At 65.0% G+C, this 12,991-nt stretch carries 9 protein-coding genes and 1 pseudogene; 7 read left to right on the forward strand and 3 right to left on the reverse strand.

The window, feature by feature from the left end; translation table 11 throughout:
* Positions 1–77: 77 nt before the first annotated feature.
* Both HWQ56_RS14855 and HWQ56_RS14860 read left to right on the forward strand, forming a co-directional pair.
* On the forward strand, positions 78–1,481 hold the full coding sequence (locus tag HWQ56_RS14855; protein ID WP_176570990.1) for a DUF2252 domain-containing protein: 1,404 nt from the start codon (positions 78–80) through the stop codon (positions 1,479–1,481).
* Between the two features lie 71 nt (positions 1,482–1,552).
* Positions 1,553–2,497: an aldo/keto reductase gene (locus HWQ56_RS14860; RefSeq protein WP_176570991.1), complete on the forward strand. Its 945-nt coding sequence runs from the start codon at positions 1,553–1,555 to the stop codon at positions 2,495–2,497.
* 25 nt (positions 2,498–2,522) lie between these two features.
* Here HWQ56_RS14860 and HWQ56_RS14865 read toward each other — a convergent pair whose 3' ends face one another.
* The 3 genes from HWQ56_RS14865 to HWQ56_RS14875 form a co-directional block, all read right to left on the reverse strand.
* Positions 2,523–2,936: a response regulator gene (locus HWQ56_RS14865; RefSeq protein ID WP_176570992.1), complete on the reverse strand. Its 414-nt coding sequence runs from the start codon at positions 2,934–2,936 to the stop codon at positions 2,523–2,525.
* 73 nt (positions 2,937–3,009) lie between these two features.
* Positions 3,010–4,161, reverse strand: a complete 1,152-nt coding sequence (locus tag HWQ56_RS14870) for an MFS transporter (RefSeq protein WP_176570993.1) — start codon at positions 4,159–4,161, stop codon at positions 3,010–3,012.
* A gap of 72 nt (positions 4,162–4,233) precedes the next feature.
* On the reverse strand, positions 4,234–5,433 hold the full coding sequence (locus tag HWQ56_RS14875) for a GGDEF domain-containing protein (RefSeq protein WP_158159157.1): 1,200 nt from the start codon (positions 5,431–5,433) through the stop codon (positions 4,234–4,236).
* A 352-nt stretch (positions 5,434–5,785) separates the two neighbouring features.
* On the opposite strand from HWQ56_RS14875, the gene mexE reads away from it, so the two are divergent.
* The 5 genes and pseudogenes from mexE (at position 5,786) to HWQ56_RS14900 (ending at position 12,970) form a co-directional block, all read left to right on the forward strand.
* On the forward strand, positions 5,786–7,027 hold the full coding sequence (mexE, locus tag HWQ56_RS14880; protein ID WP_176570994.1) for a multidrug efflux RND transporter periplasmic adaptor subunit MexE: 1,242 nt from the start codon (positions 5,786–5,788) through the stop codon (positions 7,025–7,027).
* A gap of 13 nt (positions 7,028–7,040) precedes the next feature.
* A pseudogene (locus HWQ56_RS14885) lies at positions 7,041–9,306 on the forward strand (efflux RND transporter permease subunit).
* Positions 9,303–10,724, forward strand: coding sequence for an efflux transporter outer membrane subunit (locus tag HWQ56_RS14890; protein WP_176570995.1), 1,422 nt, complete (start codon positions 9,303–9,305; stop codon positions 10,722–10,724). Before HWQ56_RS14885 ends, HWQ56_RS14890 begins: the two are co-directional and overlap by 4 nt.
* A 224-nt stretch (positions 10,725–10,948) precedes the next feature.
* On the forward strand, positions 10,949–12,322 hold the full coding sequence (locus HWQ56_RS14895; RefSeq protein ID WP_176570996.1) for an MFS transporter: 1,374 nt from the start codon (positions 10,949–10,951) through the stop codon (positions 12,320–12,322).
* A 63-nt stretch (positions 12,323–12,385) separates the two neighbouring features.
* Positions 12,386–12,970, forward strand: coding sequence for a plasmid pRiA4b ORF-3 family protein (locus HWQ56_RS14900; RefSeq protein WP_158159253.1), 585 nt, complete (start codon positions 12,386–12,388; stop codon positions 12,968–12,970).
* The last annotated feature ends 21 nt before the right edge of the window (positions 12,971–12,991 follow it).

Here is a 12,991-nt window from a genome sequence, read left to right on the forward strand (position 1 = left end):
CACTGGAACCCAATGGCGGGCACTTAGCCCGCCCGCCGGCAGTCTCAACTGGGGAACCCCCAAGGACTTCCCCCCCAATGCCCCTGAGCCCCCAATCCCAAGGCAAAGCCGCCCGCAAGCAATGCCCCCGGACCAGCCACCGCCACGCCGGCAACATCGACCGCGACCCGCTGGCGCTGATCGAAGCCTCCAGCAAGGGCCGGGTGAAGTCCCTGGTGGCGCTGCGCTACGGGCGCATGCTGGCCTCGCCCTTTACCTTCTACCGCGGCAGCGCGCTGCTGCAGGCCCACGACCTGGCCGGCACGCCCGACATGGGCCTTACCGTGCCGCTGTGCGGAGACGCGCACCTGATGAACTTCGGCGGCTTCGCGACCCCGGAACGCAACCTGGTGTTCGGCCTCAACGACTTTGACGAAGCCCATCCGGGCCCGTGGGAGTGGGACCTCAAGCGCCTGACCGCCAGCTTCCTGATCGCCGCCCGTGCCCTGCGCCACACCCGCAGCGTCGAGGAAGCGGTGTGCCACGAAGTGGTGGGGGCCTACCAGGCGACCATGGCCTTGTGCGCAGAGCAAGGCGCGCTCAATACCTGGTATGGGCGCATCAGCCCCGGGGAATTGCTGGAACAGCCACAAAGCAGCCGGACCCTGGAATTTCTGCGCCAGACCATCGAAAAAGCCCACCGCCGTACTCACGCCGGGCTGCTGCCCAAGATCGTCGACCAAGACCACCACGGCCGCCTCACCCTGCGTGACGACCTGCCGGAAATCTTCCACCTGCAAGGCAAGCACTCGCTGCTGGACCACGACGACGACTGGCTGGCCGCCAAGCGCTGGCAGCCGCTGTACAAGGCGTTGATGAGCAAGTACAGCACCACCCTGCAGGGCGACCGACGCGAGCTGTTGTCGCGCTTCGAAGTCGACGACCTGGCCTTCAAGGTGGTGGGCGTGGGCAGTGTCGGCACCCGCTGCCTGGTGGCCCTGCTCACCGATGAGCTGCGCAACCCGCTGTTCCTGCAATTCAAGGAGGCCCGCCGCTCGGTACTGGCGGATTATGTGAAGGTGCACACCCCGTTCAAGCACCACGGCCAGCGGGTGGTGGACGGCCAGCGCTTGATGCAGCCGGCCAGCGACCTGTTCCTGGGCTGGACGGCCAGCCCCAACGGGCACCACTTCTACGTACGCCAGTTGCGCGACATGAAGGTGTCGGCCGAACTGGAAACCTTCGATGACCAGACCCTGGTGGCCTACGCGCGCCTGTGCGGCCGCGCCCTGGCCCGCGCTCACGCCAAGGCCAGCGGCTGCGCAGCGGTGATCAGTGGCTACATCGGCAAAGGCACCCAACTGGCGGACGCACTGCTCACCTATGCCCAGGCATACGGCGAACAGAATGAGCGCGACTTCGAGATATTCCAGAAAGCCTGCCGCTCAGGCCGCCTGCACGCCCGCACCGAAGCGGATTTCACCGCGGACCGCCTGCCCTGATTTCATCCCCGCGTGGGCCATTGTGTGCTTTCATCCAGGGGTTTCGTTCATTTCAATGCAGGAGCAATGACATGCAACAGCGACAACTGGGCACCACTGATCTGCGCATCGCACCGTTGGTATTTGGCGGCAATGTCCTGGGCTGGACCGCCGACGAGGCTACCAGCCTGGCCGTGCTGGACGCTTTCGTCGACCAGGGCTTCAATGCCATCGACACCGCCGATGTGTACTCGGCCTGGGTGCCGGGCCACGTCGGCGGCGAATCGGAAACCTTGCTGGGCAAATGGTTCAAGGCCCGCCCTGGGCGGCGCGAAAAGGTCGCGCTGTTTACCAAGGTCGGCATGAAGCTGGGGGAAGACAAGGAAGGTTTGAAGGAAAAATGGATCGTGCGGGCGGTGGAAGACTCGTTGCGGCGCCTGGGCACCGACTACATCGACCTGTACTTTTCCCATCGGCCTGATGCCACCACCCCCGAAGAGGAGACCCTGGGCGCCTACGCCAAATTGCTGCAGGCGGGCAAGATTCGCTCCATCGGCGCCTCCAACTTCGATGCCGCGCAACTGGCCGCGAGCCTGGAGACGGCGCGTAACCATCAACTGCCCAGCTACCAGGTACTGCAGCCGGAGTACAACCTGTACGACCGCGATCAATACGAAGGTGCGCTCCGCGACCTGTGCATCGCCGAAAACATCGGTGTGGTGACCTACTACAGCCTGGCGTCGGGCTTCCTGACCGGCAAATACCGCACCAAGGCAGACCTGGGCAAGAGCGTGCGCGGCGGGCGTATCGAAAAATACCTGGACGAGCGCGGCCTGAAGTTGCTGGCGACCCTGGACGGCATCGCCGAGGCCCACCAGGCGGCGCCTGGCGAAGTGGCGCTGGCCTGGCTGATCGCCCGTGAAGGCGTGACCGCCCCCATCGCCAGCGCTACCAGTCTGGAGCAGGTGCACAGCTTCGGCCGTGCGGCGCGATTGGTGCTAAGCCGCGAAGAGCTGGACGCGCTAACCGCCGCGTAGGGCAGCCCTCGCAGCCGGCTCGGGCTCAGTGAGCCCGAGCCTCGGCATGCTTCACGGCGTCTTCCACGCCCTGCAGCATCTGGCCGATGGTCCATGGCTTGCGCAGGAAGGCGACTTCGCACTTGACCCCCGACGACTCCGGGGTCTCGTGGCCCGACATGATCAGAATCGGCATCTCGGGCCATCGTTCATGCACCAGGTTAGACAAGTCGGCACCGTTGAGCGTGCCCGGCATCAGGATATCGGTCAGCAACAACCCGACCTCGGGCGCGCGCTGGTCCAGAAAGGGCACCGCCGCATCGGCGGTCTCGAACTCGACGGTTTCATACCCCTCCTCCTTGAGTATTTCGCAGACAAACTCGCGAATGATGACTTCGTCTTCCACCACCACTACCAGGGGGTGAGCGAGTTCATTGCGTTCCATCGATGTTGAATTCATGACGATCATTTCCTGGTCTGGGCTACAGCGTGCGCCTGTTGTACAACGTAGGAGCGACAAGCCCGACGGAAATTCAATTTTCATTCAATAACGTTGTTGCAGCGCTTCTTCGATGCGCCAACGCCATCCCGGACGCAAGCGCCGCGGCCAGCACGGCGGCGGCCAGGTAGAGGCTATCGTCATGCCCCGGCAGCAGGTCGAGGAAGGCCGACAGGAACTGGCCCAGGAACAGCGCCATGGACAGGAAGGCCAGATGCCGACCGCGCAACGCCGGGGCGCTCCGTTCCACGGTCATGTGGTTGAGCAAGGGTACTGACCAACCGAAACCGGCCCCCAGGCATAACCCGCCGACCAGAAAACACGGCAGTGACGGTGCCCAGGCGAACAACCCATGGGCCACCGCGAAGGCACTGAACGCCAGCGCCAGTGTGCCATGCTCGCCCAACCGTGCAGTGACCCGCGGCATCAGCGCCGCCGCCAACACCGCCACCAGCGACACCCCGGACAGGAAGTTGCCGATGGCCGTTTCGCCCAGGCCCATGGCGTGCAGGCTGAGTGGCAAGGCGATGATCGCACTGAAGAACACTACCATCGCGCCCACGGCCGCCAGGTAAACCACTTGCAAGGCTGGGGTGATGCCACGCTGCACCGTCGCGTCGCTCGCCGACACCGGCTTACCGGGGTCCCGGATGAGCCCCAGCACCAGCGCCAACAGCAGCCAGCTCAACAGGTAAAGGGAGAATGGCGCTTGCCAGGCCCAACTGGCCAGCAGCCCGGCAGCACTGAGAAACAGCACCCCGCCCAGTTCGATGGCCATGCCCTGGCGGGCGATCATCGCCAGCCGGGCAGGGCCTTCATAAAACTGCGAAATCAGCCCGGTGCCGCTGGCCATGACCGCGGCCGTGGCGCCGCCCAGCAACAGCCGGTCGGCGAAAATCGGCACGGCACCGTGCAGGAACATGCCCCCTGCCCCCAGCAGCCCGTACGTGAACAGCCCCAGGCACAGGGTCCGGTACAGCCCGAGACGTTCGCTCATGCGCGCCACCAGGGGACCGAACAGCACGACCCCCAGTGACGGCACCGTGACCAGCCAGGCTGCAGCCCGGGGCACGCCCAGTTCGCGAGCGATGGCCGGCAAGCCGGGCACGATCACGCAGCCCACCATGATGGTCAGGCTGGACACTGCCAGCAGGATAAAGGCACCGGCTCTGGATAGGCTGGGCATGATCGTGCATCTCCTTTGCAAGGGGGGGCGAGCTGTACGCCACGTTCAGAAAAAATGCCTGCCTGCTGCGCGTCACACCAAGCCCTTCGCGGCTTCGCCACGACTCTCAGCGCCCCAGAACGCTCGATTGCGCCCCTGTTGCTTGGCCTGGTACATCGCCTGGTCGGCCAGCTCGTACAAGCCTTCCAACGAACACCCTGGCGCGCCCAGCACCACGCCGACACTGACCGTCAACGCCGCGCCTTCGCCGCCGATCTGCAATGCCCGCACGGCCTCGCACACCTGCCCGCCAATGCGCGCTACAAAGGCTTTGTCCACGTCGGCAAACAACAAGACGAACTCCTCGCCTCCCAGCCGCGCCGCCAGGTCCAGCGGCCGCCGGGGAAACGCGTGCAGGCGCGCGGCAATGGCTTTCAGCGCCTGGTCACCCGCCGGGTGCCCGTGGGCGTCGTTGTAGCGCTTGAAATGGTCCACATCCACCAGCAGCACCGCGCACAGCCGTACATCGCGGGCAGCCTGGGCCAGCGCCTGACGCGCCAGGGCGTCGAACGCCCGGCGGTTGAACAGCCCCGTCAGCGCGTCGGTGCTGGCCATTTCATGCAACGAACCACGCAGCAGGAACAAGGTCCGAAACGACCGCTCATGGTAATACCGCAAGGCCATCAGGGCCACCAGCGAGGCCACCTGGAACGGCATGAACGCCACATACTGCTGGTCCATCAGGCTGCCCGACACCCACGGCGTCAGTAGCCAGGATGACAGTGCGATCAGCACCGCCATGCCCATGGCCACGTGGACGTTCAAACCCACGGGGAACAGTACGGTGATCATCAGCAGAATGACGGCGTCCAACAGCAATGGCAGGTGGAATTCTTGATGGTAATGGGCGTAGACCAGCATCATCAGCACCGAGCTGAAGCCGGTAACCCCCAGCACCGCCACTACCCAGCGCTCGCCGACGCCCACCCGAGCCTCATGCCGCACCTGCCAGAAGCCCACGCAGGCAAACACCACCGTGAGCGACCGCAACGCTACCGCGAAAAAGGACACCGGGGGAAACTGCGCACCATAGCCATACACAATGTCCAGTGCCAGGAACCCCAGCAGCGCTACGATCAACATCACCGCCGAGGCATTGCGCGTGCGTTGGAAGCCCTGGTAATTCAACTCACGGTACTCGCGCTCCAGCTCAGGCTCGAACCGCAGCCAGGGAAAGCCGCGCAACCGCTGGCGGGTGTAGGCGTTGTCGCTGCTATCAACCAGTTGAGTCAAACTGTCAAACCTGTTCACCGGTACCTCTGCACATGCACTGAACCCATCCTGACCGCCAAGATAGCAATAAGCCATCAATCCTCGCCACCCGCCCCTTCGCCGGGGCCCGAGCGTGGGGTAGCAGCGGACCCGGCCGCGTCCCCCTCCCCAGCGACCCCCTCACGATCAGCGTAGACGGAGCAGCATCATTATCACCCTAATTAATAGGAAGCTTTCTATATAACCGAAACGCGCACAATCAGGGCACTCTAATATCATTGCGAATGATATATACCTTCGCCCCATTCGATTCGTCGATACAGCCCGCAGCGAACAGAATCCGCCCATTCTCAATAAATTGGCGGACGTGCCCATGGAACAGTCAATCAAACATCTACGCTTCCCCCTCGCCGCACTGGCGGTGGTGGTGATGAGTGCTTGCGGGCGTGCCCCCGAAGTGGCCCAGGCGCCCGCCGCGCCGAAAGTCACCGTGGCCAAGGTGCTGGAACAGCCGATCAACGAGTGGGACGAATTCACCGGCCGCCTGGAAGCGCCCCAGACCGTCGAAGTGCGCCCACGGGTGTCAGGGCAGATCGACCAGGTGGCCTTTACCGAAGGCGCGCTGGTGAAGAAAGGCGACCTGTTGTTCCAGATCGACCCCCGCCCCTTTGAAGCCGAAGTACGCCGCCTGGAGGCGCAACTGCAACAGGCCCGTGCCACGGCCACCCGCACCGAAAGCGAGTCCCAGCGCGGCGAGCGCCTGCGCGCCAGCAACGCCATCTCCACGGAACTGGCGGAAACACGCGCCAGTACCGCGCAGGAGTCGCGCGCCGCTGTCGCCGCCATCCAGGCACAACTGGACCTGGCCCGCCTGAACCTGAGCTTCACCCGCGTCACCGCGCCCATCAGCGGCCGGGTCAGCCGCGCCGAGATCACCGCCGGCAACATCGTCACCGCCGACGTCACCCCGCTCACCAGCCTGGTCTCTACCGACAAGGTCTACGCCTACTTCGACGCCGACGAGCGCGTGTACCTCAAGTACACCCAGCTGGCGCGCAAGGGCGAGCGTGGCGCCACTACCCCGGTGTACCTGGGCCTGTCCAACGAAGACGGCAACCCGCACCTGGGCCAGATGGACTTCGTCGACAACCAGGTCAACCCCAAGACCGGCACCATCCGCGGCCGCGCGGTGTTCGACAACCGCGACGGCAGCTACACCCCGGGCCTGTACGCGCGCCTGAAACTGGTGGGCAGCGGCACCTACGAAGCCGTGCTGATCAAGGACGAGGCCGTGGCCAGCGACCTGGGCAAGAAATACGTGCTGGTGATGGACAAGGACCACAAGGCCACCTACCGCACCGTGGAGCTGGGGCCGAAACTCGAAGGCCTGCGCATTGTGCGCAGCGGCCTGGCCAAGGACGACACCATCGTCATCAACGGCCTGCAGCGGGTTCGCCCCGGCAGCCAGGTCGACCCTGAAGACGCCCCCATGGCCAGCCCGGCCACCCTCGCCGCCCTGGCCGAGCAGCTCAAGGCGCTGCAAGCCAGCAACCTGCCCAAGGCCGCCGCAGCTGCCCCGGTGAACGTGGCCAGTGTCGCCACCCCACGCGGCTAACAGGAACAGACCGATGAACTTCTCGCAATTCTTTATCAAGCGGCCGATCTTCGCCGCCGTGCTCTCGCTGCTGATTCTGATTGGCGGCGCGATCTCGCTGTTCCAGTTGCCCATCAGCGAATACCCCGAAGTGGTCCCGCCCACCGTGGTGGTGCGCGCCAACTTCCCTGGCGCCAACCCCAAGGTCATCGGTGAAACCGTGGCCGCGCCGCTGGAACAGGCCATCACGGGCGTGGAGAACATGCTGTACATGTCCTCCCAGTCCACCGCCGACGGCAAGCTGACCCTGACCATCACCTTCGCCCTGGGCACCGACCTGGACAATGCCCAGGTGCAGGTGCAGAACCGGGTCACCCGTACCGAGCCGAAGCTGCCTGAAGAGGTGACCCGCATCGGCATTACCGTGGACAAGGCCTCCCCTGACCTGACCATGGTGGTGCACCTGACCTCGCCAGACAAACGCTACGACATGCTGTACCTGTCCAACTACGCCATTCTCAACATCAAGGATGAGCTGGCGCGCCTGGGCGGCGTGGGCGATGTGCAACTGTTCGGCATGGGCGACTATTCGCTGCGCGTCTGGCTGGACCCGAACAAGACCGCCTCGCGCAACCTGACCGCCACTGACGTGGTCACCGCCATTCGCGAGCAGAACCGCCAGGTCGCCGCCGGCCAACTGGGCTCGCCACCCTCGCCGAGCGCCACCAGCTTCCAGATGTCGATCAACACCCAGGGGCGCCTGGTGACCGAGGATGAGTTCGAGAACATCATCATTCGCACCGGCGACGATGGCGAGATCACCCGCCTCAAGGACATCGCCCGCGTTGAGCTGGGCTCCAGTCAGTACGCCCTGCGCTCCCTGCTGAACAATCAGCCGGCCGTGGCCATCCCGATCTTCCAGCGCCCGGGCTCCAATGCCATCGACATCTCCAATGAAGTACGGGCCAAGATGGCCGAACTGAAGAAGAGTTTCCCCGAAGGCATGGACTACAGCATCGTCTATGACCCGACCATTTTCGTGCGCGGCTCCATCGAAGCGGTGATTCACACCCTCTTCGAGGCCCTGATCCTGGTAGTGCTGGTGGTGATCCTGTTCCTGCAGACCTGGCGCGCCTCGATCATTCCGCTGGTGGCCGTGCCGAGGCCTGGGCACCATCGGCGGCTTCCGGTTGCAGATCGAGGACCGCGGCAACCTGGGCTATGACGCCCTGTACAAGGAAACCCAGAACGTCATCGCCAAGAGCCGCAGCGTGCCGGAACTGGCCGGGCTGTTCACCAGCTACACCGTGAACGTGCCGCAGGTGGACGCCGCCATCGACCGCGAAAAAGCCAAGACCCACGGCGTGGCCATCAGCGATATCTTCGACACCTTGCAGGTATACCTGGGTTCGCTATACGCCAACGACTTCAACCGTTTTGGCCGCACGTACCAGGTCAACGTCCAGGCCGAACAGCAGTTCCGCCTCGAACCCGAACAGATCGGCCAGTTGAAAGTGCGCAACAACCGGGGCGAGATGATCCCGCTGGCCACCTTCATCAAGGTACAGGACACCTCGGGGCCTGACCGGGTCATGCACTACAACGGCTTCGTCACCGCTGAAATCAACGGCAACGCCGCCCCCGGCTACAGCTCGGGCCAGGCCCAGGCGGCGGTCGAGAAACTGCTGAAAGCGGAACTGCCCAACGGCATGACCTATGAGTGGACCGAGCTGACCTACCAGCAGATCCTCTCGGGCAACACCGCGCTGTTCGTCTTCCCGCTGTGCGTGCTGCTGGCGTTCCTGGTGTTGGCCGCCCAGTACGAAAGCTGGAGCCTGCCGCTGGCGGTGATCCTGATCGTGCCCATGACGCTGCTGTCGGCCATTGCCGGTGTGATCATTGCCGGTAGCGACAACAACATCTTCACCCAGATCGGCCTGATCGTGCTGGTGGGCCTGGCGTGCAAGAACGCGATCCTGATCGTGGAGTTCGCCAAGGACAAACAGGAAGAAGGCCTCGACCCGCTGGCTGCGGTGCTGGAAGCCTGCCGCATGCGGTTGCGGCCGATCCTGATGACCTCGTTCGCTTTCATCATGGGTGTGGTGCCGCTGGTGCTGTCCCACGGCGCCGGTGCCGAGATGCGCCATGCCATGGGCGTGGCGGTGTTCTCCGGCATGCTGGGGGTGACCTTCTTCGGCCTGCTGCTGACCCCGGTGTTCTTCGTGCTGATCCGCAACCGCGTGGAAAAGAAAAAGGCCCACAAGGCCGCCCAGCTTCTGACCCTGGAGAACCCAGCATGAGCTTGAAACTCTTCATGCCCAGCTTGCTGGTGCTGGCCCTGGCCGCCTGCGCCGTGGGCCCGGACTACAAGACCCCGGACACCGCGGCGGCGAATATCACCGCCGCCACCGCCGGGCAATACGACCGCGGGCATTTCGATGCCGTGTGGTGGCAGCAGTTCGACGACCCGACGCTGAACCAGTTGGTCGACAAATCCCTGCAGGGCAACCGTGATCTGCGCGTGGCCTTCGCCCGCCTGAAGGCGGCGCGGGCCATCCGCGATGACGTCAACACCGAACGCTTCCCGGTGGTCACCAGCCGCGTCAGCAGCGAAGTCGGCAAGGGCCAGGTGCCTGGCCAGACCACCGACCGGGTCAACCAGGAGCGTTACGACCTGGGCCTGGACATGGCCTGGGAAGTCGACCTGTTCGGCCGCATCCAGCGCAGCCTGGAAGCCAGCGATGCCCAGGAAGACGCCGCGCGCGCCGACCTGCAGCAACTGCAAGTGACCCTGATCGCCGACCTGGTGGACGCCTACGGTGACCTGCGCGGTGCGCAACTGCGCGAGAACATCGCCCGGGCCAACCTCAAGACCCAGCAGGAATCGCGCACCATCACCGTCAGCCTGCGTGACGCCGGGGTGGGCAACGAACTGGACGTGGTGCGTGCCGACGCGCGCCTGGCCGGGGTCGAAGCCACCGTGCCGCAATTGCAGGCTGAACAAGTGCGCGCCCGCAACCGTATCGCCACCTTGCTGGGCGAACGCCCCGACCAACTGAGCGTGGACCTGACCCCGGCGAAGCTGCCGGCCATCTCCAAGGCGTTACCCATCGGCGACCCGGGCGAACTGCTGCGCCGCCGCCCCGATGTGCGCAGCGCCGAGCGCAAGCTGGCTGCGGCCACCGCCAATGTCGGCGTGGCCACGGCCGACCTGTTCCCCCGGGTCAGCCTGTCCGGTTTCCTGGGCTTCACGGCGGCCCGTGGCTCGCAGATCGGCTCGGCCGCCGCCAACGCCTGGTCCCTGGGCCCAAGCATCACCTGGGCGGCCTTCAACCTGGGCAGCGTGCGGGCGCGTATCCGTGGCGCCAATGCCGATGCCGAAGGCGCCCTGGCCACCTACGAACAGCAAGTGCTGCTGGCCCTGGAAGAGTCGGAAAACGCCTTCAGCGACTACGGCAAGGTGCAACAGCGCCTGGCTTCACTGAACAAGCAGAGCGAAGCCAGCCGCGCGGCGGCTGACCTGGCGTCGATCCAATACCGCGAAGGCACCGTGGATTACCTCGTGCTGCTGGACGCCGAACGCGAGCGCCTCAGCGCCGAAGACGCCCAGGCCCAGGCCGAGGTGGATCAGTACCGCGGCATCGTGGCGATCTACAAAGCGCTGGGTGGCGGTTGGCAGGTACCGGACAAGGCGCAGGCGGTGGCGATGGCTCGGTGATCGAGGCGGCTGCCGTGTGCAGGGCGGTCGCTGTGTAGCACCCTTGAGATCGAGCGCCGCGCGGGCGGTGCTCGATCTCAAGGGCACCGGAAACCCCACGCCATGCGCCTGGCAGCCCCCACCCCAGATCCCGCTCGAAGAAAATTTCATCCCCGCCACTTTGACGCCGCCCTCCGGCCCTCGGTAAAGTCCCCCCAGCACCACCCCTGCCTCCGGAGTTCCCCATGCCCTCCTCATCAAGAAACACCGCGCTGCTATGGATCGTGGCTTCGGGTTTCTTCATGCAGACCTTGGACACGACCATCGTCAACACCGCCCTGCCCTCCATGGCCAGCGCGTTGGGCGAGAACCCGCTGGACATGCTGCCAGTGGTGGTTGCGTACTCCCTGACCATGGCCATGCTCACCCCGGCTTCCGGCTGGCTGGCCGACCGCTTCGGTACGCGGCGCATCTACTTCCTGGCCATTCTGCTGTTCGTCATCGGTTCGGTGCTGTGCGCAGCGTCCCAGAGCCTGCCTGAACTGGTGCTTGCGCGGGTGGTGCAAGGCATCGGCGGCTCGATGCTGCTGCCCATTGGCCGCCTGGCGGTACTGCGTAGTGTCACGGGTGAGCAATACATCGCCGCCCTGGCCATGGTCTCGGTGGCCGGCCAGGTCGGGCCGCTGATCGGGCCGGTGCTGGGTGGCTGGATTTCCCAGACCATGGCCTGGAACTGGATTTTCCTGATCAACATTCCTATCGGCCTGTTGGGCATGGCGGCGGTGCGACGTTTTCTGACCGATGACGCGCTGGAACAGCCGCCGCCCTTCGACTTCGTCGGCTGTGGCTTGCTGTCACTGTGCATGGCGGCGTTTTCCCTGGCCCTGGATGTGCCGGGTAACGGCCACCAGGCGCTGCTCAGCGGCGGGCTGTTCGGCATCGCGTTGTTGGCGGCGCTGTGTTACATCCCGCATGCCCGGCGCCGGCAGAACCCGTTGTTCTCCCTGGCGTTGTTCGGCCAGCGCAACTTCAGCGTCGGCCTGGTCGGCAACCTGCTGTGCCGTATAGGCTCCGGCGCCGTGCCGTTTTTGCTGCCGTTGTTGATGCAGCTGCAACTGGGCTACTCGCCGCTGCATTCGGGCCTGATGCTGCTGCCGGCGGCCATCGGCGGGATCCTGTCCAAGCGTTGGGTGGTGCCGTTGGTCAAACACTTCGGCTATAACCGCTTTCTACTGGTGAACACCGTGCTGGTGGGCACCAGCATCGCCTCGTTCGGGCTGATCTCGCCGGGCTGGCCACTGGCGCTGGAAATCGCCCAGATCGGCCTGTTCGGCTGCTGCAACTCCATGCAGTTCGCGGCCATGAACAGTGTCACCCTCAAGGGCCTCGGGGCACGGGATGCCGGCAGCGGCAACAGCCTGTTCTCCATGGTGCAGATCCTGGCCATCGGCCTTGGCGTGATCATCGGCGGTGGCGTGGTCAACCTGTTGTCGGCCAGCGCTGGCGAGGCAGCGGTGGCGTACCGCTGGGCATTCATCGTGGTGGGGCTGTTCACCCTGGCATCGGGGGTGATTTTCCGCGCCCTGGAGGCAGAACGTCAGGTGGCAGCCGCGCGGTAGGCAGGCTGTAGCCTTTCTCGACTAGACTCAAGCCTTCGGTCAACGCTGCCAAAGGTGTGCCCCATGCCCACGCCCCTGTTGAGCCTGCACGTCGAACTGAGCGGCATCGAACCGGCCATCTGGCGCCACTTGGTGGTGCCTGCCGACCTGACGCTGCCCCAACTGCATGAGGCCTTGCAGGTGGCCATGGGCTGGCATGACATGCACCTGCACGAATTCCGCCTCCAGGGCCGGGACTACGGCGTGCCCGACCCTGGTGGCGCTTACGGGGCACCGTTGACCGACGAGGCCGGCGTGGTGCTGGCCGAGGCGCTCGGCGGTGCCACGGCCTTCCGCTATCTGTACGACCTGGGCGACGGCTGGCTTCATGAGATCACGGTCAGCCCCTACCACGGTGTCCCACGGGTGTCTTCGGCGCCGTTCTGTGTAGAGGGCGCCAATGCCTGTCCGCCGGAGGACAGCGGCGGCCCCATCGCCTACGCCGACTTTGTCGAGGCCATCACCGACCCTGCACATCCCGACCACCCCGCCATGGTCGACTGGCATGGCCAGGACTTCGACCCCCAGGCCTGGGCAATCACCACCACCAACCGTCACCTGAAGAAGTTGCAGCAAGCCTGGAAGCACCAGAAGTTGAACAGAGGCTGAACGCCCACCCGCTTTCATCTA

The organism is Pseudomonas eucalypticola, from assembly GCF_013374995.1.
GTDB classification, from domain to species: domain Bacteria; phylum Pseudomonadota; class Gammaproteobacteria; order Pseudomonadales; family Pseudomonadaceae; genus Aquipseudomonas; species Aquipseudomonas eucalypticola.